This is a genomic window from Amycolatopsis sp. w19 (genome assembly GCF_051373225.1).
GTDB lineage: Bacteria > Actinomycetota > Actinomycetes > Mycobacteriales > Pseudonocardiaceae > Amycolatopsis > Amycolatopsis japonica.
In genome coordinates this window covers 54,964-76,271 of record NZ_JBPQFM010000009.1, presented here as the reverse complement: position 1 = coordinate 76,271, position 21,308 = coordinate 54,964, and the positions used below count along the sequence as shown (strand labels likewise).

Annotated in this window: 22 protein-coding genes; 16 read left to right on the top strand and 6 right to left on the bottom strand. The window is 69.3% G+C overall.

Annotation, left to right across the window (positions count from 1 at the left end; translation table 11 throughout):
- Positions 1–283 precede the first annotated feature (283 nt).
- From tsaB to tsaD, 3 genes are read left to right on the top strand one after another with little or no spacing between them, the layout of a single operon-like run.
- Positions 284–943: a tRNA (adenosine(37)-N6)-threonylcarbamoyltransferase complex dimerization subunit type 1 TsaB gene (gene tsaB, locus ACSMFO_RS19470; RefSeq protein WP_436459996.1), complete on the top strand. Its 660-nt coding sequence runs from the start codon at positions 284–286 to the stop codon at positions 941–943.
- Complete coding sequence (rimI, locus tag ACSMFO_RS19465; protein WP_436459995.1) at positions 940–1,419, top strand: ribosomal protein S18-alanine N-acetyltransferase; 480 nt, start codon at positions 940–942, stop codon at positions 1,417–1,419. The genes tsaB and rimI overlap by 4 nt, the downstream gene beginning before the upstream one ends.
- Positions 1,419–2,465, top strand: coding sequence for a tRNA (adenosine(37)-N6)-threonylcarbamoyltransferase complex transferase subunit TsaD (tsaD, locus tag ACSMFO_RS19460; protein ID WP_436459994.1), 1,047 nt, complete (start codon positions 1,419–1,421; stop codon positions 2,463–2,465). The genes rimI and tsaD overlap by 1 nt, the downstream gene beginning before the upstream one ends.
- Here tsaD and wecB read toward each other — a convergent pair.
- The 3 genes from wecB to ACSMFO_RS19445 all read right to left on the bottom strand — a co-directional run bounded on the left by wecB (position 2,462) and on the right by ACSMFO_RS19445 (position 4,697).
- Positions 2,462–3,613 carry a non-hydrolyzing UDP-N-acetylglucosamine 2-epimerase gene (gene wecB / locus ACSMFO_RS19455; protein ID WP_436460093.1) on the bottom strand — a complete coding sequence of 384 codons (1,152 nt, stop codon included), beginning with the start codon at positions 3,611–3,613 and terminating at the stop codon, positions 2,462–2,464. The two genes, tsaD and wecB, sit on opposite strands and share 4 nt — an antisense overlap.
- Before the next feature lie 106 nt (positions 3,614–3,719).
- Positions 3,720–3,899: an LPXTG cell wall anchor domain-containing protein gene (locus ACSMFO_RS19450; protein WP_007031099.1), complete on the bottom strand. Its 180-nt coding sequence runs from the start codon at positions 3,897–3,899 to the stop codon at positions 3,720–3,722.
- Positions 3,900–3,920: 21 nt separating this feature from the next.
- Positions 3,921–4,697 carry a choice-of-anchor P family protein gene (locus tag ACSMFO_RS19445; protein ID WP_436459993.1) on the bottom strand — a complete coding sequence of 259 codons (777 nt, stop codon included), beginning with the start codon at positions 4,695–4,697 and terminating at the stop codon, positions 3,921–3,923.
- 430 nt (positions 4,698–5,127) lie between these two features.
- Between ACSMFO_RS19445 and xrtP the strand changes: the two genes are divergently transcribed.
- A complete protein-coding gene (gene xrtP, locus ACSMFO_RS19440; RefSeq protein ID WP_436459992.1) occupies positions 5,128–5,631 on the top strand; it encodes an exosortase P in 504 nt (167 codons plus the stop codon).
- The gene (locus ACSMFO_RS19435) at positions 5,631–7,019 is read left to right on the top strand and encodes a glycosyltransferase (RefSeq protein WP_350575952.1); all 1,389 of its coding nucleotides are present in this window, start codon (positions 5,631–5,633) and stop codon (positions 7,017–7,019) included. Before xrtP ends, ACSMFO_RS19435 begins: the two co-directional genes overlap by 1 nt.
- Positions 7,020–7,033: 14 nt before the next feature.
- Here the strand turns inward: ACSMFO_RS19435 and ACSMFO_RS19430 are convergent, their stop codons facing one another.
- Positions 7,034–8,929 (bottom strand): N-acetylmuramoyl-L-alanine amidase, encoded by a 1,896-nt coding sequence (locus ACSMFO_RS19430; protein WP_436459991.1) that lies wholly within the window; start codon positions 8,927–8,929, stop codon positions 7,034–7,036.
- A gap of 141 nt (positions 8,930–9,070) precedes the next feature.
- On the opposite strand from ACSMFO_RS19430, the gene ACSMFO_RS19425 reads away from it, so the two are divergent.
- The 3 genes from ACSMFO_RS19425 (at position 9,071) to groL (ending at position 11,936) form a co-directional block, all read left to right on the top strand.
- Positions 9,071–9,721: an HAD family hydrolase gene (locus ACSMFO_RS19425; RefSeq protein ID WP_436459990.1), complete on the top strand. Its 651-nt coding sequence runs from the start codon at positions 9,071–9,073 to the stop codon at positions 9,719–9,721.
- Between the two features lie 207 nt (positions 9,722–9,928).
- Positions 9,929–10,222, top strand: a complete 294-nt coding sequence (groES, locus tag ACSMFO_RS19420) for a co-chaperone GroES (protein ID WP_007031106.1) — start codon at positions 9,929–9,931, stop codon at positions 10,220–10,222.
- 100 nt (positions 10,223–10,322) lie between these two features.
- Positions 10,323–11,936 carry a chaperonin GroEL gene (gene groL / locus ACSMFO_RS19415; protein ID WP_436459989.1) on the top strand — a complete coding sequence of 538 codons (1,614 nt, stop codon included), beginning with the start codon at positions 10,323–10,325 and terminating at the stop codon, positions 11,934–11,936.
- A gap of 327 nt (positions 11,937–12,263) precedes the next feature.
- On the opposite strand, the gene ACSMFO_RS19410 is transcribed toward groL, so the two are convergent.
- Positions 12,264–12,566 (bottom strand): WhiB family transcriptional regulator, encoded by a 303-nt coding sequence (locus ACSMFO_RS19410; protein ID WP_034305019.1) that lies wholly within the window; start codon positions 12,564–12,566, stop codon positions 12,264–12,266.
- 248 nt (positions 12,567–12,814) lie between these two features.
- On the opposite strand from ACSMFO_RS19410, the gene ACSMFO_RS19405 reads away from it, so the two are divergent.
- From ACSMFO_RS19405 to ACSMFO_RS19385, 5 genes are all read left to right on the top strand, one after another.
- Positions 12,815–13,729 (top strand): MerR family transcriptional regulator, encoded by a 915-nt coding sequence (locus ACSMFO_RS19405; protein ID WP_174492115.1) that lies wholly within the window; start codon positions 12,815–12,817, stop codon positions 13,727–13,729.
- A gap of 9 nt (positions 13,730–13,738) precedes the next feature.
- A complete protein-coding gene (locus ACSMFO_RS19400; RefSeq protein WP_436459988.1) occupies positions 13,739–14,578 on the top strand; it encodes a hypothetical protein in 840 nt (279 codons plus the stop codon).
- Positions 14,579–14,718: 140 nt separating this feature from the next.
- The gene (locus ACSMFO_RS19395; RefSeq protein ID WP_003073605.1) at positions 14,719–15,315 is read left to right on the top strand and encodes a response regulator transcription factor; all 597 of its coding nucleotides are present in this window, start codon (positions 14,719–14,721) and stop codon (positions 15,313–15,315) included.
- 382 nt (positions 15,316–15,697) lie between these two features.
- A complete protein-coding gene (locus ACSMFO_RS19390) occupies positions 15,698–16,270 on the top strand; it encodes a sigma-70 family RNA polymerase sigma factor (protein WP_026467317.1) in 573 nt (190 codons plus the stop codon).
- Complete coding sequence (locus ACSMFO_RS19385; RefSeq protein WP_073847346.1) at positions 16,271–17,218, top strand: anti-sigma-D factor RsdA; 948 nt, start codon at positions 16,271–16,273, stop codon at positions 17,216–17,218.
- A gap of 89 nt (positions 17,219–17,307) precedes the next feature.
- On the opposite strand, the gene ACSMFO_RS19380 is transcribed toward ACSMFO_RS19385, so the two are convergent.
- Positions 17,308–17,694: a DUF5319 domain-containing protein gene (locus ACSMFO_RS19380; RefSeq protein ID WP_005166667.1), complete on the bottom strand. Its 387-nt coding sequence runs from the start codon at positions 17,692–17,694 to the stop codon at positions 17,308–17,310.
- Positions 17,695–17,829: 135 nt separating this feature from the next.
- On the opposite strand from ACSMFO_RS19380, the gene guaB reads away from it, so the two are divergent.
- From guaB to ACSMFO_RS19365, 3 genes are all read left to right on the top strand, one after another.
- Positions 17,830–19,341 carry an IMP dehydrogenase gene (gene guaB / locus ACSMFO_RS19375; protein ID WP_038519695.1) on the top strand — a complete coding sequence of 504 codons (1,512 nt, stop codon included), beginning with the start codon at positions 17,830–17,832 and terminating at the stop codon, positions 19,339–19,341.
- Positions 19,342–19,422: 81 nt separating this feature from the next.
- The gene (locus tag ACSMFO_RS19370; protein ID WP_436459987.1) at positions 19,423–19,893 is read left to right on the top strand and encodes a DUF3574 domain-containing protein; all 471 of its coding nucleotides are present in this window, start codon (positions 19,423–19,425) and stop codon (positions 19,891–19,893) included.
- Between the two features lie 161 nt (positions 19,894–20,054).
- Complete coding sequence (locus ACSMFO_RS19365; protein ID WP_034304399.1) at positions 20,055–21,188, top strand: GuaB3 family IMP dehydrogenase-related protein; 1,134 nt, start codon at positions 20,055–20,057, stop codon at positions 21,186–21,188.
- The last annotated feature ends 120 nt before the right edge of the window (positions 21,189–21,308 follow it).

The window sequence follows — 21,308 nt, the reverse complement described above, 5'->3', positions numbered from 1 at the left end:
CCGACCTGCGTTTAGCCCCCTAATCGCGATCTGTGGGTCCGGAAGGTGGAGGCCCACCAGAGCGCCTTTAGCGGGCTAACTGCGATCCGCAGGCAGGGGCGCCAGATCGCGTTTTGCCCCCTGATCGCGATCCGGTGGGCGGGGTGCGGGGCCCGGCGGCCGCCCGGTGCGCGTCGCCTTTAGCGGGCTAAACGCGATCCGGCGCCAGGGGAGCGGCCACGCCACCCGATCGCGTTTAGCCCGCTAAACGCGCTCCGGGGCGCTGGTCGTAGGCTGGGTAACCGTGCTGGTACTGGCCATCGACACCTCGACCCCGGCGGTCACCGCGGGCCTCGTCGCCCTGGACGGCGACGCCCTCGAGTCACGCGGCGACCGCGTCACGGTCGACCCGCGCGCCCACGGCGAGCTGATCACGCCGCACGCCCTCGAAGCCGTCAAGGCCGCGGGCGTCACGCTTCGCGACCTCGACGCCATCGTTTGCGGCGTCGGCCCCGGCCCCTTCACCGGCCTTCGCGCCGGTATGGCCACTGCCGCGTCGCTCGCCCACGCCCTCGGCATCCCCGCCTACCCGGTCTGCAGCCTCGACGCGATCGCCGCCGACGTCGCCCCCGGCGAAGCGCCCTTCCTCGTCCTCACCGACGCGAGGCGCCGCGAGGTCTACTGGGCCGCCTACGCCGCTGACGGCTCCCGCACCGACGGCCCCCACGTCGAGCGGCCCGCGGACCTCCAGACCACCATCAAGGTCGCGGCGGGCGACGGCGCCCTCCTCTACGCGGACACCCTCGGCGTCCAGCCGATCGAGCCGCGCTTCCCGTCGCCCCTCGGACTGGTCAAGGCCGCGCGCAAGGACTTCGACCAAGAGCCCGCGCCGCTCACCCCTCTCTACCTCCGCCGCCCCGACGCCGTGGAACCGGCCGCGCGCAAGAAGGTGACCACGCCGTGAGGCTGGAACCCTTACGCCGCAAGGACATCCCGCGCTGTGTCGAGATAGAGAAGATCCTCTTCCCCGGCGATTCGCCCTGGACCGCCTACGCCTTCCACGCGGAGCTCGACGCCGGCGGCCACTATCTCGTCGCCCGTCCGGATGAGACCGACGAGGTCATCGGGTACGCCGGGCTCGCCGTCGTCGGCCGTCGCGGCGACTACGAGGCGAGCATCCACACGATCGGCGTCGACCCCGGCCACCAGCGCCAGGGCATCGGCACCATCCTGCTGAAAGCGCTCCTCGACCGCGCGGACGAGCTCGCCGCGCCGGTCTTCCTCGACGTCCGCACCGACAACGACGCGGCGATCACGCTCTACGAGCGGCACGGTTTCGAACGCGTCGGCCTCCGGAAGCGCTACTACCAGCCTTCCGGCGCCGACGCCTACACGATGGCCCGCCCGCGGGCCCAGGTCCGAGACGAGGTGGCGGGCTGATGCCGCGCATCATCATGGGCATCGAGAGTTCGTGCGACGAGACCGGTGTCGGCCTCGTCCGCCTGCACGACGACAACACGGTCGAACTCCTCGCCGACGAGGTCGCCTCCAGCGTCGACCAGCACGCCCGCTTCGGCGGCGTCGTGCCCGAGGTCGCCAGCCGCGCGCACCTGGAGGCGATGGTCCCGACGGTCGAACGCGCCTTCGCCAAGGCCGGGCTGAAACTGTCCGATGTGGACGCCATCGCGGTCACCGCCGGACCCGGTCTCGCCGGTGCGCTGCTCGTCGGTGTCGCCGCCGCCAAGGCGTACGCCGCCGCGCTCGACATCCCGCTCTACGGCGTCAACCACCTCGCCGGGCACATCGCCGTCGACACGCTCCAGCACGGCCCGTTGCCCGAGCGCTGCCTCGCCCTGCTCGTCTCGGGCGGGCACACGCAATTGCTGCTGGTGGACGACATCGCGTCCGAGATCACCGAGCTCGGGTCCACTGTGGACGACGCCGCGGGGGAGGCGTACGACAAGGTCGCCCGCGTCCTAGGCCTCCCGTACCCCGGCGGCCCGCCTATCGACAAGGCCGCCAAGAACGGTGACGGCGCGGCCATCGCGTTCCCCCGGGGGATGACCGGGCCGCGCGACGCCAAGTTCGATTTCTCCTTCTCCGGCTTGAAAACCGCGGTCGCGCGCTGGGTCGAGGGTTCGGAGCGTCGTGGCGAGGACATTCCCGTCGACGACGTCGCCGCGTCGTTCCAGGAGGCCGTCGCCGACGTCCTCACCATGAAGGCGATCCGCGCGGCGAAGGAACACGGCGTGGACACGCTGGTGATCTCCGGTGGCGTGGCGGCGAATTCACGACTGTCCGAACTCGCCGCCGAGCGCTGCGCCGAAGCCGGGATCACCCTGCGGGTCCCGCGTCCGCGGCTGTGCACGGACAACGGCGCGATGATCGCCGCGCTCGGTGCGCACGTGGTCGCCGCCGGACGGCCGCGAGCCTCGCTCGACTTCTCCGCCAACCCGGCCTTGCCGGTGCAGATCGTCTCGATCTAGCGGGATTCGGCGGCGGTGCGCGGCGCCGGGGCGAGATTGAGCAGTTCCTCCAGCGCCGCCACCGACAACGCGGCGGCATTGCCTTCTCCGTAAGGGTTTCCGGCGTGCGTCGGATGCAGATCGCCACTCAGGATCTTCGCCGCGGTGTCGGCGATGAGACCGGTGTCCGTCCCGACCAGCCAGGCGCAGCCGGACTCGATCGCTTCGCGTCGTTCGGTGACGTCGCGAAGCACCAGGACGGGTGTACCGAACGTCGGCGCTTCCTCTTGGATACCACCGGAATCGGTCAGGACGAGCTCGGCGAGCCGCAACGCGCGCACGAGATCGGGATACTCGAGCGGTTCGGTGATCGTCACCCTCGGCGTCCCGCCGAGCGCGGCCGTCACCTGATCCCGCACGGCCGGATTGGGATGCACCGGGAACAGCACCTGGACGTCGCTGTGTTCCGCGACGATCAGTTCGATGGCCGCGAGCGTGCGGCTCAGCGGCTCGCCCCAGGACTCGCGCCGGTGCGACGTCACGAGGACGAGCCGCTCACCCGCCTCGGCGATTTCCATCTCCAGCAAGGCGAGCGCGGTGTCCCGCGCGGGGAGATCACGTTCGGCGATCGCGATCACGGCGTCGACGACGGTGTTACCGGTGACGGCGATCCGTTGGCGCGGAACGCCTTCCGTGCGCAGCGCGGCCGCGGCGCCCGGCGTCGGCGCGAGGTGCAGGGCGGCGATGCGCGAGAGCATCTGCCGCGTTCCCTCTTCGGGGAACGGCGCGGCGAGGTCGTGGGTGCGCAGTCCCGCTTCCAGGTGCACGACCGGGATGCCCTGCCAGAACGCCGCGAGCGCGCCCGCGAGTCCCGTCGTCGTGTCGCCCTGGACGACGATCGCGGCCGGCGCGACCCGTCGCAGCACCTCGTCGAGCGCGGGAAGCAGGCCGGAGACCAGTTCCGCCTGGGTGCCGGTGGCCCTGGGCGGGGTGTCGAGCCAGGCGTCGACAGGCAGGCCGAACGGGATCAGCGCCTGTTCGACCATGCCCGGATGCTGTCCACTGTGGACTACGAAGGGCCGTAGGTGCGGGTGCTCCGCCAGTGCCAGCGCCAGCGGCGCGAGCTTGACCGCCTCCGGCCGCGTCCCGGCCAGCAACATCACATCCACGCGTTCGCGCTCCTCATCCACGTATTCGAGTGTCCCGCACAAACGCGGGTGCCGGCCGCCGGCGTGCGAGGGGCCCACGCCGGCGGCCGTTCCGTCCAGGAGAGCGTCAGCTCCCCATCTCGCCGAGCCGTTTCGTGCGGCGGTAGCCCGCGATGACCGCGATGGTTCCGAGAACCAGCAGGATCACGCCGACGGCCAGCCACCAGCCGACATCGGCCCCGGTGGCGGCGAGGGCACCCACCCCGCCACCGGCGACGCCGACTCCGGCGCCAGGCAACTTGTACATTTCGACCTCACTTCACCCTGGTCAGGCGGTGGTCGCCGGACGCCGGTTGCGGACCACGCGGATGCCGACCGGGATGGCGACGGCACCGAGCAGGCCGAGACCGATCCACAGCCCCGCGCCCGAAGCGAGCGGCACGGGCAGACCGGCCGGACCGCAGGTCGCCGACGAGACGATCACGTCGCCGGAACCGAGCGGGGTGAGGGCGTCACCGAGCAGCTTCACGTGGATGGCGTTGACCGTGAGGCTGCCGTCGGGGTTCTTGATCTGCTCGTTCAGGATGATCGTCGCGACGTTGACCGTGCCGAGGCCGACCTTGATCTGCGTGTTCGGGGCGGGCGTCGCGTCGACCGCGCCCGCGCTGCCGAAGTTCGCGCCGACCAGGTTGGTAGCGCCCTGCACACCCTTCTGGGTCGCGGTGCAGGTGGCTTCGACGACTTTGATGCCGACGTCGCCGAGGGCACCCTTCAACAGCGGCAAGCCGACGTCGGCGGTGCTGGCCTTGGCCGTCACGGCACCGGAGTTGTCGTCGCGCTTGGCCTCGGTGTTGATCGCGCCCGCGGTCAGCACACCGGTGAGGTCGGCCTTCGCGAGGCTGTTGGTGGTCGGCCCGGAGGTCTTCGCCTCGGCGAGCGGCCCGGCCTTCACCGCGTCGAGGCCGAGGAGCTTCACATCGACCTTGACGCCATACGCGGAGCCGTCGCCGGGGGCCGCCGAGGCGGGCACCGCACCGGCGAGAGCCACGCTCGCCACCACAGCGGCGAGTACTCCGCCTCGTCGCAAGAGGTGCGTGTTCTTCAACTGGTCCTCCGAATTGATTCGTGGGGGAGTTTCTCTGGATCTGCGGTCGGCACGAAGGCACAACCGTCGCGGACGAATCCTCAGCTGGCCTGACTCGGCTCGCGGATCGTCTATCGCCGAGTGTTTCTTAAATTGAACAGAAAACTGCGAGGATCACCGGATCAGGTGGTCTTGCGGATATTTCCCGCAGGTCGCCGGATGCTTCACCCTTTCGGCCTAGTCAGTTTTTCCACGATCGTGCCGAAAGGGCCCATGATCACGTTGGAAATGCGAACCCCGGTCGAAAGGGCCGGTTCTCGCTGACTTACGCTCGTCGGCGAGTTCCTGTCCGCTGCGCCGGATCCCCGTCGTCTGCTGCGTCTTTCCTGAGAGGGTCACCGTGGCCGTTGCGAGCGCTCCTTTGCCGAGTCACCACCGGTTTACCCTGCGTATGGCGGTGCCGGCGGTGATCGCCGTCGCGGTCGGCCTGGTGCTGGCCGAACGTCTGTACCGGGTGTTCGAGGTCCAGCTCTCGGGTCTGATACTGCGGGTCGTCACCACATCGGGTGTCTTTGTCGCCGGTGAACGCGAGACTGTCTACTTTGGGTTGTCGGGCGATACTCCACTCGGGTTAAGAATGACTCCGGAATGCTCGTCGGCATTCATGTTGCTACCGCTGCTCCTGGTGACCGCCGTCATGTTGTATTTCCGTCCGGGAAATGCGAAGAGGCTCTTCACTTCGTTGATGATTTCCGCGATCGTCGTCATTCTTGTCAATCAGATGAGGGTTTTGGCCATCGTCGGTCTCGTGAACGTGATGGGTATCGACGAGGGTTATTACTGGGGGCACACCTTGCTCGGTTCGATGGTCAGCGTCCTCGGTGGCGCGGTCGCCCTCGTCCTGTTCGTCTGGTTGAGCACCCGCAAGCCCCGCGCCGAACGCGGGACCGCCTGATGGGCGGCGGCTCGATCAAGATCCTTCTCGCGATCACGCAGGCCTTCGCGCTCACCATGAGCGTGGCCTTCATCGTCTACGTCGTCGTGATCGTCGTGCCGTACCTGCGGCGCAAACCCGCGCCCGTCGGCGACGCCGACGACTTCACCTGGCACTTCTTCGTCCCGTGCCGGGACGAACAGACCGTCATCCGGGAAACCGTGCGGTACCTGCGTTCGACGTTCCGGCAGGCGCACGTCTGGGTCGTCGACGACGACTCCGAGGACCGCACCGCCCGGGTGGTCCGGTCGATCTGGCGGCGCAACGGCGGCTACGACCCTTATCTGCACCTCGTTCCCCGCCGCCGTCCGGAAGCGAGGACGGGCAAGGGTGACGCGCTCAACGCGGCCTATCAGGCGCTCAACGACTGGATGGGGCCGGACGCGAGCCGTGACGACGTGGTCGTCGTGGTCGTCGACGCGGACGGACGGCCGGCGGAGAACTGCCTCGAGGTGTGCGCCGCGGACCATCTCTTCGGCGACGAGACGATCGGCGCCGTGCAACTCGACGTCTGGATGGGCAACGCGGGCACCCGTCCGCCGGGGAAGAACTGGTTCTCCCGCGCGTTCGGGCTGAAGCTGGCCCAGATGCAGGATCTCGAGTTCCGCACGGCCATCGCGGCCATCCAGACCTCGCGCGGGTTCACCGGCACGATCTCCATGGGCGGCAACGGTCAGTTCACACGACTGTCCGCATTGGACTCGATCGCCGGGCCGGACGAGCAGCCGTGGCGCGGTTCGCTGCTGGAGGATTTCGAACTCGGCGTGCACCTGCTGACCGCGGGCTGGCGGACCGGCTACACGCCGGATTCCCATGTGAAACAGGAAGGTCTGTACAGCCTGCGTCGATTCCTGGTGCAGCGCACGCGCTGGGGCCAGGGCACGATGCAGTGTTCGCGGTATCTGCGGCGGATCTGGGATTCGCCGCACGTGAGCACGCTGGGCGCGGCGGAGATGATGTACTACCTCGCGCAGCCGTGGATGCAGCTGCTCGGCTCGCTGCTGTACCCGATCCCGTTCATCCTGCTGCTCTTCAGCACCGCGGGGGATCCGGCGCAGGTGTGGACCTGGTTCGCCGACGACGGCGCGTGGATCCTGTTCGCGATCTACGGCTCGTTCGGGCTGCTGCCGTTCATCGTGTGGGGCCCGATCTACCAGTTCAAATGCCTGAAGAGCCGCAATGTCCTACGTGGACTGGGGATGGGCTTCGCCTACGCGCTTTACATCTACACGTTCTACATCACGTCGTGGCGGGCGCTGTTCCGGCTGGTGCGCGGCCGCAACGGCTGGTCGAAGACGCGGCGGAACACCGAGCACGCCCCCGGGGTCAAGGTCGCGCTGGACTCCTGACCCCGGGGACGGGTTCAGATGGCGGGCAGGATCCGGACGTCGTCCGCCTTCACGAACGCGATGCGGTGTCCGAACTGGATCTGCACGTACTTCGTCTTGCCCTTGACGACCACGTGGTTCGCCGGGTCGAACGTCGTCGCCGAGTAGTACTCGGAACCGAGGACGTTGCCGAGCGAGTACCGCTGCCCGGCCGAGAACGTGTACGGCAGCGGGATCACCTGCTGCACCGGCACGTTCGCCGGGTACGCCTCCGCCTCGGGATACGCGCGACCGAACACCGGCACGGTCGCCAGGCCGGGCTTCGGCGTGACGACCAGGCCGAACGCCGGGCTCGTCGTGCGCTGGTCGCGGAACCAGCCCTTCTGGCCGAGGTACCAGATCGCCGTCCAGCCGTCACGCCGCTCGGCGACCACGTAACGCTGGCCGGTCTCCGCGCGGCTGCCGATGTCGGAAACGGCCATCGTGCTCGCCGAACCGTCCGGGCGCAGGCCGATGTCCTTCAGCAGCGGTGCCGCGTCGTTCGGCTCGCTGCGCAGCACGACCGAACCGGAACCCCTTGCCGGGCAAGGCTTTCCCGCGGTCTCGCAGCCGGTGAACGCGGGCTGGTTCGTGGCGAAGTCCGGCGTGATGGTCACCAGCGGCGAGCCGGGGCGGCCGAAACCGGACAGCGGCGCGCCCATCAGGTCGAAGTAGTGCGCCCAGTCCCAGTACGGGCCCGGGTCCCAGTGCATGCCCTTGATGGTCGAGGGGATGGTGCCGGGGACGTTGTCGTGGCCGAGGATGTGCGCGCGGTCGAGCGGGATGTCGTACTTCCGCGCGAGGTAGCCGACGAGCTTCGCGGAGGTGCGGTACATCGCCTCCGTGTACCAAGTGCCCTTCGCGGCGAAGCCCTCGTGCTCGATGCCGACCGACTTCGCGTTTACGTACCAGTTGCCCGCGTGCCAGGCGACGTCCTTGGTCGGCACGTGCTGCGCGATCTGGCCGTCCGACGAACGGATCGTGTAGTGCCAGCTCACGTAGGTCGGGTCACGGACGAGATCCATCGCCGTGTCCCAGTAGCCCTCGGTGTCGTGGATGATGATGTATTCGACCTTTTGGCTCTTCGGCCGGTCCGCCTTGTCGTGGTTGCCGTAGTCGTTGTCCGGCAGCTCCTGGTACGGCGCCGGCACCGAAAGGCACGAGACCTTCTTCGGGCACTCCGTCTTCGGTGCCTCCGCCTCGGCGCGCGCCGGGCTCACCGGTGACGCGGCGAGGGTGACGTTCTGACCGTCGTCGGTCCTGCGGCTGACGCCCTTGGAGATGGTGTCGAAGACTTCGTCGGCGAAGGACTGCGCGCCCTCCGCGTCCTTCGCGCCGCTGTAGCGCGCGACAGCGGCCCTCCAGTCGCCGGTTTCGCGCTGGTACTTCGCCAGCAGGGCGGCGCCACCGCGGATGTTCTGCGTGGTGTTCGTGCGCAGCGTCGCGACGTCCTGGCCGATCAGCGTGGCCGCCTCGTCGATGGTCTGGAGACCGGGCGGGGGAGGCTTCGGCGCCGGCGTCACCGGGAGTTTCGCCGTGCGGGCGTCGTCTCCGCGCGGATCCTCCTCGCCGTCGTCGTGATGCGTGCCCGTGCCCGCTTCGCGCAGGTCGGTCAGGTGCATCGGGCCGTAGCCGGCGGACGTGCTCGGGGTGCCGGCGTTGAAATCCCAGCGCGATTCCAGGAACGAGACGCCGAGCAGGACGTTCTCGGGAACGCCGAACTCACGCGCGGCGGCCGCGAAGTCCCGCTGACGCTGTTGATCCGCCGGAGCGGCTTCAGCGGGGACAGCGGCGAGGAGCCCGGCGGTGAGGCTGAGGATCGCGAGCCCGGCGGTCCGTCTGGACCGGCGCCGGGGCGGCGCGAGGGAAACGGGACGGAAGGGACGCGGCATGGGCGTATACCCCCAGTGACTAGGTCTGCTGAACAGGACCGACCCCAATGGTCGGAACCTAACCAGAAACCGGCTTGGTCCGTAAGGCCCCTCCGGATCGCGATTAGGGGGCTAAACGCAGGTCGGTGGCAAGGTGGGGGCATGGGTGAGGTGCGGGAGCTGCTGCGGGAGAAGGACCACGTCTTCCTCGACTTCGACGGTCCGGTGTGCGACGTGTTCGCCCGGCTTCCGGCGAGCGAGGTGGCCGACAGGCTGAAACGCCTCGTCGAACCCGAGGTGATCGCCTCGGCCGATCCGTTCGACGTGCTCCGGTTCGCGGCCTCTTGCGGGCCGAACGCCGCGAACGTCGTCGAGCGGCAGCTCAGCCGTTTCGAAGGGGAGGCGGTCGCGCAGGTCTCGCCGTCGCCCGGGGTCGCCGACGTGCTGCGTGACTGGCGTGCGCAGGGGTTCACGGTGACGATCGTCAGCAACAACTCCGTCGACGCGGTCAGGGCGTTCCTGGGGCTGCACGACCTCGCCGAGCTCGTTCGCGGGATCAGCGCGCGGACGACGAGCGACCCGGCGCGGCTGAAGCCCGACCCCGCGCTCCTCGACGCAGCGGTGAAGGCGCTCGGCACGTCGCCGGGGCAGTGCGTCATGGTCGGCGACTCGGCGGCGGACATCCTGGCCGCTCGCGCCGCCGGTGTCGCCTCGATCGCTCTCGCGAAGACGCCGGCGAAGCGCCGGGCCCTCGCCGCCCTCGGTCCCGATGCCCTGGTGACCGACCTCGCCGACCTGCGTTTCGCGGGCTAAACGCGCTCCGGTGGAACCGGGGCGGAACAAAACGGCCGGTCAGGGGCTCGCGGACAAGGTGAGCGGACCCTCCTTGCGAAGCTGGCACTCACATGGCTAGAGTGCTAATTGCACGGCCCGAACACGCCCCGGCACCCGCGACGGCGGGGGTGGTAGGAGCCGTAACTCATCCTGCCAACGCTTTCGACGACCGTGGAGGTCAACCCGGTGAGCGTGAACATCAAGCCGCTCGAGGACAAGATCGTTGTCCAGACGAGTGAGGCCGAGGAGACGACCGCTTCCGGCCTCGTCATCCCCGACACCGCCAAGGAGAAGCCCCAGGAGGGCAAGGTTCTGGCCGTGGGCCCGGGCCGCATCGACGACAAGGGCAACCGCGTCCCGCTCGACGTTTCCGTCGGCGACGTCGTCATCTACTCCAAGTACGGCGGCACCGAAGTGAAGTACAACGGTGAGGACTACTTGATCCTTTCCGCTCGCGACGTGCTGGCCGTCATCAACTGACGTCCGCTCTCAGCGCATGACGCCCCGGGCCCCGCATTGCCGGGGAACGGGGCGTTCGTGTTTTCCGAGCTTTAGAACTGGAAGGTAAGCGGAACAGGCCATGCCCAAGCAGATCAGTTTCGACGAGGACGCTCGTCGCGCGCTCGAGCGCGGGGTGAACAAGCTCGCCGACGCGGTCAAGGTCACCCTCGGCCCGCGCGGTCGCCACGTCGTGCTCGACAAGAAGTTCGGTGGACCGACCATCACCCTCGACGGCGTCACCGTCGCTCGCGAGATCGAGCTCGACGACCCGTTCGAGAACCTCGGCGCCCAGCTCGCCAAGAGCGTCGCCACCAAGACCAACGACGTCGCCGGTGACGGCACCACGACCGCGACCGTGCTCGCGCAGTCGCTGGTGAAGGTCGGCCTGCGCAACGTCGCCGCCGGTGCCAACCCGACCGCCGTCGGCCGTGGCATCGAGGCCGCCGCGGAGAAGGTCATCGCGGTGCTCAAGGAGAAGGCGACCCCGGTCAAGGGCCGCGACAACATCGCCCAGGTCGGCACCGTCACCTCGCGTGACGCGGCCATCGGCGCCCTGCTCGGCGAGGCCGTCGAGCGGGTCGGCGAAGACGGCGTCATCACGATCGAGGAGTCGTCCACGCTGGCGACCGAGCTCGTGATCACCGAGGGTGTCCAGTTCGACAAGGGTTTCCTCTCGGCGCACTTCGCGACCAACCCGGAGGAGCAGAAGGCGATCCTCGAGGACGCCTTCATCCTGCTCGTCCGCGAGAAGATCTCGTCGCTGGCCGACCTGCTCCCGGTGCTGGAGAAGGTCGTCGAGGCCAAGAAGCCGCTGCTGATCATCGCCGAGGACGTCGACGGCGAAGCGCTGTCCACCCTCGTGGTGAACTCGCTGCGCAAGACGATCACCGCCGTCGCGGTCAAGGCGCCGTTCTTCGGCGACCGCCGCAAGGCGTTCCTGGACGACCTCGCGGTCGTCACCGGCGGTGAGGTCATCTCGGCCGAGATCGGGCACAAGCTGTCCGAGACCACGCTGGCGCAGTTGGGCAACGCCCGCCGGATCGTCGTCACCAAGGACGACACCACGCTCGTCGACGGTGCCGGCACCAAGGACGACATCGCGGGCCGCGTCGCGCAGATCCGCAAGGAGATCGAGAACACCGACTCCGACTGGGACCGCGAAAAGCTGCAGGAGCGGCTGGCGAAGCTCGGCGGCGGTGTCGCGGTGATCAAGGTCGGCGCGGCCACCGAGACCGAGCTGAACGAGCGCAAGCACCGCATCGAGGACGCCGTGGCTTCGACCAAGGCGGCCGTCGAAGAGGGCATCCTGCCCGGCGGTGGCTCGGCTCTCGTGCACGCGGTCAAGGAGCTCGACGGCGGCCTCGGCCTCGAGGGCGACGAAGCGACCGGTGTGCGCATCGTCCGCGACGCGCTGTCCGCCCCGCTGTTCTGGATCGCGACCAACGCGGGCCACGAGGGTGCGGTCATCGTGAACAAGGTCCAGGAGCAGAACTGGGGGCACGGCTTCAACGCCGCCACCGGTGAGCTCACCGACCTGCTGGCCGCCGGCATCGTCGACCCGGTCAAGGTGACCCGGTCCGCGGTGGCGAACGCCGCTTCCATCGCCCGGCTCGTGCTCACGACGGAGAGCTCCGTCGTCGAGAAGCCGGTCGAGGAGGAGCCCGCCGCGGCCGGTCACGGCCACGCGCACTAGTTCCACCCCTGAAACGGGGCGGCACTCCACTCGGAGGGCCGCCCCGTTTTGCTGTCCCGCCCCCTCCCGCGCCCGGATCGCGTTTAGCCCGCGAAACGCGATCCAGCGCCGGGGAGGGGCGCGACCGCGGGCAGAGCGACTTTCGCGGGCTAACCGCGATCTGACGGGACCCCCGCGCCGACCTGCGTTTCGCGGGCTAATCGCGATCCGGGTGCCCTGGCCGTGCTGACCTGCGTTTCGCGGGCTAAACGCGATCCGGTGCCCGGACATGCGGAAGGGCGGCACCCCACCCGGATGCCGCCCTTCCGCGTTGCCGACCCGGCCGGATCAGCCGTTCGACATGCTCAATTGGCGCTTGTCCGCCTTGATGATGTGCTCGCGTTCCGATTCCGACAGCCCGCCCCAGATCCCATACGGCTCGTGCACGGCGAGTGCGTGGTTCCGGCACATCGCCAGTACCGGGCAGGCCAGGCACACGGCTTTGGCCCGCGCCTCGCGGCGGGCTCTGGCCGGCCCGCGCTCGCCGTCAGGGTGAAAGAAGGACGCGCTGTCCATGCCTCGGCACGACCCTTCGAGCTGCCAGTCCCATACATCCGCGTTGGGCCCCGGGAGCCTGCGTGTGTCCGCCATCCTGACCGCCTCCGTCATCCGGTCGAAGCGTTTACCTGCTCTGCTGCGCTGCGGATACTCCATTCGGTGCAACGGCGGTAACGTTAGAAGCGCGCCAATACTTGTTCAAGAGATTCAAGACGATTCAGCCGTTAGGCATCCCCCGGATGTGTGAGCCGTACTTTCCGCTCCGGTTGCCCCTCTCCCGGCCTGCCTGGATATTGGGTCGAGTGGGATCTCGGACCAGCAGTGAAGAACCCACCCTGCCGGTGGCCTCCGTCGCTCGCCGGCTCGGGGTCGCACCGTCCACCCTGCGCACCTGGGACCGCAGATACGGCGTAGGGCCGAGCCGCCACACCAACGGCCGTCACCGCCGCTACGGCAGCTCCGACATCGGCCGTCTCGAACTGATGCAGCGCGCGCTCCTTCGCGGTGCCTCGACGGCCGAAGCGGCGAAGTACGCACTCGAGCAGATGCCCAGGATGGCGACGGAGCCCCCGGAATCCGCCGTCGTCCAAGTGGCGGAGCAGGCCGCCGCGCCGGCCGCCGAAGATCACGACGTCCCGTCCCGCCTCGCCAGGCGGTTGAGCACGGCCGCTCTCGCGATGGATTTCGGCGCGGTCCAGCGCATGCTCGCCGACACGATCCGCGAACTCGGCGTCCTGCCCGCCTGGACCGGTGTCGTGTCGCCGGTCCTGACCGCACTCGGTGCGCGCTGGCGCGGAGTGAGCGCCGGAGCGGAGGTCGAGTACCTGCTCGCCGAATGCGTGTACGCCGCCCTCGTCCGCGCGACACCAGTGCTCCGCGAGCCGCGTAACCAACGCCCTGTCCTGCTGACCTGTGTCCCCGACGAGCGCGACAACATGCCGATGTACGCCCTCGCCGCGGCGCTGGCGGGACGTCGGATCGGCGCCCAGCTGTTCGGGGCGTCCCTGCCCGCCGAAGTGCTCGCGGTGACCGTCCGCCGCAGTGTCCCGGCGGCGGTCGTCCTGTGGTCGGGGCGGCGGGCGACCGCGGACCCGCGCCTGTTCGCCAGGGTGTCCCGCGGCCGTCAGCGCAGCAGGCTGTTCGCGTGCGGTCCCGGCTGGGATCCCGCCACGCTCCCGGACAAGATCGAACTGCTCGGCGAACTGACGACCGCAGCCGACCGGATCGAGCACGTTCTTGTCGGTGCGAGGCGATAGAAAGGACGCATGGAATCGTCCTTGCGGTCCGCCGCGTTCGGTGACGGCGTGCCGCCGCCGAGCCCGTTCGCGGTGCCCGCGTCGCCTCGCGGACGGCTGCTCGCCGCGATCGGGCTCGGTGCCCGCGGCCGGTACGCGGCGGCGGCCACGCTGCTGAACGGGTTGCGCGCGAACGGTGGCCCGGTGTTCGCGTCGCTGGCCGCGAGCACGCTGGCGTCGCATCGGCGGCAGTTGGGCGGGCACGCGGCGGCCCTCGTCCTCGACGGCGAGGCGCTCGCGCTGGTGATCACGGAGCCGCCAGGCGAGCCCGACCCGGATGGTCTGGACGCCGAGGGCGCGCGGGCGGACGCCCTTCTGGGGCTCGCGGCGGACAATCTCGGGCGCGGCAGGCTGACCGCTGCTCGGCGGTTGGTCGCGAGTGCGGACGTGCACTGCGGCAACTGGCGGACCCGGACCAGGGCCGGTTGGGTGGGCGCGGAAATCGAACTGGCGGGTAACATTTCCGGGGCGGCCATCGCGCCGGCGGAAATGGCGTGGGAAACCGCGTATGCCAGGGGTGCGTGCCGACATGTCGTCAAATCGAGCCTTGTACTCGCCGTGACGATCGCGAATGGCGGTTCCGCTGAGCGGGATCGTGCGAAAGCGCTGGTAGAGAGCGCGCGCGAAACCGCCGAGAAATACGAATTCAATTCACTTCTGTGGGTGGCGTGCCTGCTCGAGGCGGACTTCGGGGCAGGACACGCCGATGAGTATCGATCCAGAAGTGCCGAACTGTTGCACGCAGTGTTACGGCATGCGGATCCTTGCGGGAGGTGGCTCGCCCGGGAATCTCCGTGGGTCCCCCTCTGAGGGCGTCTAGCCTGTTGGAGGGCCCATTCCGGCAACCGGGCTAAGAACTTTCAAAAAAAGCCACCGGATCGTGTCAAGGTTCGGGCTAAAGCGTCCGATAGGGGAAGTGGAATGTCACCCGGCTGCAGGAAGGAAACCCCGTGACGACGGTCTTGATCTGCGACGACCGACGCAGTGTCCGCGAAGGGCTCACTCGAGTGATGTCCGCGGTCCCAGGGGTCAGTCGCATCGACTGCGTAGCGCACGGTGACGAGCTGCTGGCCCGGTACTCCCGTCAGCCGGTCGACGTCGTGCTGGTCGGAACCCAGCGCGCTGTCCCGACTGGCGTCGAAGCCACCCGGCGGCTCGTCTCTGCGAACCCCCAAGCGAACGTGATCGTGTTCGGCGCCCCGGACGACGCGGGCAGCATCGCCGCCGCCATCGCCGGCGGTGCGCGCGGCTACCTGCGCTGGGACGCCTCGCGTCCCGAGCTGGTCGCCGCACTGGCGCACACGCTCGCCAGCACCTCGGTGCCGGCGCCGCGCCAGCCATCCGACCCCGGCGTCCAGCTCACCGAGCGCGAGCTCCAGGTGCTCCGCGGGATGAGCCAGGGCAAGAGCAACGGACAGATCGGCCGCGAGCTGTACCTGTCCGAAGACACCGTGAAGACCCACGCGCGCCGCTTGTTCCGCAAGCTCGGCGTTCGGGACCGCGCACAGGCGGTCGCCCACGGATTTCGCCGTGGACTTGTTTCCTGACAACGCTTTCCTGATTTCATCGGTCAGATTGCACAACGGGTGACGAACGGGCCGGGGGAGTACCCCTGGCCCGTACCTGTGTTCCCTGTCACGCTTCGCGCTTTTATGTTCGACGCTCGGGCACTCTTGCCCGAGCGAGTCCGCCTCCGGGCGGACCGTCGTACCCCACTGCGTTCTGGCTCGTTGAAAGTTCGACTACGAGCGAAGGGAACCAGGAAGGACCCGGGTTCAGCGTGCTCGCCGGAAAGGCGGCGCGCCGATGACGGCCGTCAGTGAAGGTGTCGGACCCGGGCGGTACGGTAGCTGTCACCGGTAGTGGTCTCCGAAGTCACACGCCGGACTCTTTGCACGCCTATACGTAACACTGGGACTGTTGTCTGCGATGGCCAATGTGGGGGACGGACTGGATGAGCCGGTCGCCGCTGCTGTTGAGGGTGATCCTCAAGCGGTCGAGCGGTTGCTGGCGGCCATCCGTCCTTTGGTAGTGCGGTACTGCCGCGCTCGGGTTGGCAGGCAGGAGCGTTCGTTCGCTTCCGCAGACGACGTTGCTCAGGAGGTGTGTCTCGCGGTGCTCACGGCATTGCCTTCGTACCGTGATCAGGGCCGCCCGTTCCTGGCCTTCGTCTACGGGATCGCCCAGCACAAGGTGGCCGACGCGCATCGCGCCGCGGCCCGCAACCGCGCCGAGCCGGTCGCCGAGGTCCCCGACGAGGTCGAGGGCGGCGTCGGTCCCGAGCAGCGTGCTCTCCAAGGCGAGCTGAACGAGCGCATGTCGCAGCTGCTGCGCGTCCTTCCCGACAAACAGCGTGAGATCGTGGTCCTGCGGGTTGTCGTGGGATTGTCCGCCGAAGAGACGGCAGAGGCCGTGGGGTCCACCCCCGGCGCCGTCCGGGTGGCCCAGCATCGCGCCCTCGCGCGCCTACGTAAGGTTCTGGCCGCTGAGGAGGTGATCTGAGTGACCGATCGCGACCGTCGGTTCTCCCCTGGGACCGATCGTGAACTGACGGCTTTCGAAAGAGGGCTGACGCCCTCGGAAGCCGAGTTCGCCGCGGATCTGTCGGCCGTTCAGGCCGATGACGCGCTGCTCGACGCTCTCGGCGGCTCGGATCCGAAGATGGCCGACGACCTCGGCGACCAAGAGCTCAACGCCCTGCTGCTGGCCTGGCGTCGTGACATCGACAGCGAACCGCTGGCGGAACTCGTCGACGTCGACACCGCCGTCGTCACCGTGAAGACCGCCGCGCTCGCCCGTAAACACGGGGGAAGACGCCGGCTGCTGGTCCCGGTGGCCGCCGCCGCGGCCGTCCTGGCCATCGCCTTCGCCGGTACCGGTCTCGCCGCGAAGGACGCGCAGCCTGGTGACACTCTCTGGGGCCTGACCAAGGTGCTTTACGCCGACCATGCCCGGTCGGTCGAGGCCGCCGCGGCGGCCAAACTCGATCTCGAGAAGGCCAACCTCGCGCTCGCCGGCGGGCGCCTCGACGACGCACGCAAGGCGCTCGACGAGGCCCAGGCCGCGCTGAACCAGGTGACCGACGAAGAGAACCGCGATCAGCTGCTCGAACAGCACCGTCAGTTGAGCGCTCAGCTGCAGAACCCCGGTCAGCAGCCGCTGCCTCCGGATCAGCAGTCGCCTTCGCAGACTCCGGTCGCGACCACCCCGCAGCCCACCACGCAGCCGACGGCCCCGCCGACGTCGCTGCCGGGAGGCGGCAACCCCGGCACGACTTTGCCGGGCACCACGACTCCCTCGCCGACTCCGCCGACCACGACCAGTGAGCCTCCGCCGCCCACGACGTCGACCACCCCGCCGGCCTCGGGCAACGACCCGGGCGGCTCGCGGAACGAACCGTCGCCGGGTGCCGGGGCGCAGGCTCCCGCGGCCGCCGTCGAGACGCCGTAACACCCCAGAACGCCGAAAGGGCCTGGTGAGATCTCTCACCAGGCCCTTTCTCTTTCCGGCTCAAATCGCGTTTAGCGGGCTAAACGCGCTCAGTAGGCGCTTTCGTTGGCTGTGACACCGTCCGCGAAGCCGCGGCAGTAGTCCCAGCTCACATAGTCGCCGGGGTTCGGATCGAACGCGGGCTCGTGCGGCCGCATGCGGCCGTCGGCGAGCAGCTGCTCGAGACTGGCGCGCAGCAGATGCCAGTCGTGATAGTGGGGTTCGTCGCATTCACCGCAGTCGACCACGATCCCGCGTACTCCTCGCGGCTCGAGAAGCGCCTGGTACACGGCGAGATCGGAGAGGTCGGCCAGCAACTCGGTGCGCTCTTCGTCGCTGATCGGCTCGTCGAGCCGGTCGGCGTCGTCGATGAACGCGCGGGCCGGGTCGTCCGGGTCATCCGCGAACGGGTCTGGGGGCAACGCATCTTGCGGCACGCCTGCACGCTACCGGGCGCCCACCCGGGCCGGGCGGCCGCCCGGCCCGGATATCATGAGGAGCAGGCCCCCGCCACGATGCCACCAGCCACGGCGGCTTCCCTCCATCACCGCCAGGAAGGCCCTTCGCCTGCTATGACCAGCGACAGCGTCACCGCCCCCGTCCCGAGCAAGTTCGCCATGCTCGGGCTGACCTTCGACGACGTGCTGCTGCTGCCGGCCGAGTCCGACGTGGTGCCCAGTGCGGTCAGCACCCGCACCCGGCTCTCGCGCAACGTCACCCTGAACATCCCGCTGGTCTCCGCCGCCATGGACACGGTCACCGAAGGCCGGATGGCCATCGCGATGGCGCGCCAGGGCGGGATGGGCGTGCTGCAGCGCAACCTGCCGATCGACGACCAGGCGGCCGCCGTCGAGGTCGTCAAGCGCTCCGAAGCGGGCATGGTGACCGACCCGGTCACGTGCTCGCCCGAGGACACCCTCGCCGAGGTCGACGCCCTGTGCGCGCGGTTCCGGATCTCCGGTGTGCCCGTCACGGACGCCGCCGGGACGCTCGTGGGCATCATCACCAACCGCGACATGCGGTTCGAGGTCGACCACACCCGCGCGGTGCACGAGGTGATGACGAAGCTGCCGCTGGTCACCGCACAGGTCGGCGTCACCGCGGAGGCCGCGCTCGGGCTGCTGCGCCGTCACAAGATCGAGAAGCTGCCCATCGTCGACGGTGCGGGCAAGCTGCGCGGGCTGATCACGGTCAAGGACTTCGTCAAGACCGAGCAGTACCCCAACGCCTCGAAGGACACCAATGGCCGCCTGATCGTCGGCGCCGCCGTGGGGGTCGGCCCGGACGGGCACAAGCGCGCGATGGCGCTGGCCGACGCCGGGGTGGACGTGCTGATGGTCGACACCGCGCACGGGCACTCCCGCGCCGTCGTCGAGACCGTCGCGCTGCTGAAGAAGGAACTGGGCGAAACCGTCGACATCGTCGGCGGCAACGTCGCGACCCGGGCCGGTGCGCAGGCACTGGTGGACGCGGGCGCGGACGGGATCAAGGTCGGCGTCGGCCCCGGTTCCATCTGCACCACCCGCATCGTCGCCGGGGTCGGCGTACCGCAGATCTCCGCGATCTACGAGGCCGACCAGGCGGCGCGCCCGGCAGGGATCCCGGTGATCGGCGACGGCGGCATCCAGTACTCGGGTGACATCGCGAAGGCGATCGCGTCCGGCGCGTCCACGGTGATGCTCGGCAGCCTGCTCGCGGGCACCGCCGAATCGCCCGGTGACCTGATCCTGGTCAACGGCAAGCAGTTCAAGACCTACCGCGGCATGGGCTCGCTGGGCGCCATGCAGTCCCGCGGCGAGGCGAAGTCCTACTCGAAGGACCGCTACGCCCAGGACGACGTGCTGAGCGAGGACAAGCTGGTCCCCGAGGGCATCGAGGGGCGGATCCCGTTCCGCGGGCCGCTCGCGAACGTCGTCCACCAGCTGGTGGGCGGGCTGCGGTCGGGTATGGGTTACGCGGGTGCGTCGACGATCCCCGAGCTGCAGGAGGCGCAGCTGGTGCGGATCACCGCGGCCGGGCTCAAGGAGAGCCATCCGCACGACATCACCATGACCGTCGAGGCGCCGAACTACACCACCCGTTAGTCCGCCCCTTAGGACACTTACCCATCCGGTTCCGTTCCCGGGAGACTTGGCCCGCTGATCAAGTCTCCTGGGAGGAACCCGATGTCTTTCACGTCGCGCCGAACCGCGCTCGCCGTCTTCGCCGCCGCTGCCCTCGGGCTCGGCGGCGGGGTGGCGGCTTCCGCGGTCCCCACCGCTTCCGCCGCGCCGTCCGCACCCGAGGCCGTCGCTCTCCAGGCGTCGCCGGGTGAGCTGTGGAAGCGCACCGAGCTGTACTTCGGGACGACGAAGCCGGGCGGCGGGGAGCTGACCGACGCCGAGTTCACCGCGTTCACCGACAAGGCCGTCACGCCGAGGTTCCCGGACGGGTTCACCGAGCTGACCGGACGCGGCCAGTGGCGCGGCTCGGACGGCGTGATCTCGCGGGAGAGGTCGAGGGTGATCGTCGTCGTGTACCCGTTCACCGATCGCGACGCGAACCGCGAGATCGAGGAGATCCGGACCGACTACAAGAAGGCCTTCGCGCAGGAATCCGTCCTCCGGACCGACTCCGTCGAAAAGGTCTCGTTCTGACCCCAAGACCCCCAGAGCGCCTTTAGCGGGCTAAACGTGAAACGGGTGGGGCACCTGGGGCTGGTGTGACTTCCGGCCCGGTTCGGGTGCCCCGTGCGCAGGTCACCCACGCGGCCTAGCGACAATGGGGTGTAACGGTCGTCGGTGAGAAGGGACTTGACGTGCGGGATCTGGTCGAGATCGGCATGGGCCGCACCGCGCGGCGGGCGTATGACCTCGATGACGTGGAGATCGTGCCGTCGCGGCGCACCCGGTCGTCTTCGGTCGTGTCCACCGCCTGGCAGATCGACGCGTACCGGTTCGAGCTGCCGCTGGTCACGCACCCCACCGACGCGATCGTGTCGCCGGGAACCGCGGTGGCCGTCGGCGAGCTCGGCGGGCTGGGCGTCCTCAACGCCGAAGGGCTCTGGGCGCGGCACCCGAACGTCGAGGACGCGATCTTCCGCCTCGTCCGGGCGGCCGAAGACACCGAGGACCCGACCGCGATCGTGCGTGAGCTGCAGGAGCTGCACTCCGCCCCGATCCGGCTGGACCTGCTGACCGAGGCGATCAAGACCGTCCGCGAGTCCGGGGTCACGGTGGCCGCGCGGGTCAGCCCGCAGCACGCCGCCGAGCTCACGCCGGATCTGCTGGCGGCGGGCGTCGAGATCCTCGTCGTTCAGGGCACGATCATCTCGGCCGAGCACGTCCAGCGCGACGCCGAGCCGCTGGACCTGAAGGACTTCATCGGGCGGCTCGACGTCCCAGTGATCGCGGGTGGCGTGAGCGACTACCGCACCGCGATGCACCTGATGCGCACCGGCGCGGCCGGCGTCATCGTCGGCCACGGGGCCAGCCGCGGTGTGACGAGCACCGACAGCGTGCTCGGGATCGGGACGCCGATGGCGACCGCGATCGTCGACGCCGCGGCCGCGCGCCGCGACTACCTCGACGAGACCGGCGGCCGGTACGTCCACGTGCTCGCCGACGGCGGGATGAGCACGTCCGGCGACATCGCCAAGGCCATCGCCTGCGGTGCCGACGCGGTCATGCTGGGCGCGCCGCTGGCCGCCGCCTCCGAGGCGCCGGGGCAGGGGCTGTACTGGACGTCGGCGGCCGCGCACCCGTCGCTGCCGCGTTCGCGCGTGGCGCTGGGGCCGGACTACGCCGTCGACCTGAAGACGCTGCTGTTCGGGCCGTCTTCGGACGCTGAGGGCGTCGTGAACCTCTTCGGCGCGCTTCGCCGCGCGATGGCGAAGACGGGCTACTCGGACCTGAAAGAGTTCCAGCGGGTGGGCCTGACCGTTCGCCGTTGACCCTCGCTTCCCGGCCCGGATCGCGTTTAGCCCGCTAAACGCGATCCGGGCCGTTCTTTGCTCACGTGCCCCACCGGTCACACCTGTCCCATGCGCCCCACCAGTGTCGCGTTTAGCCCG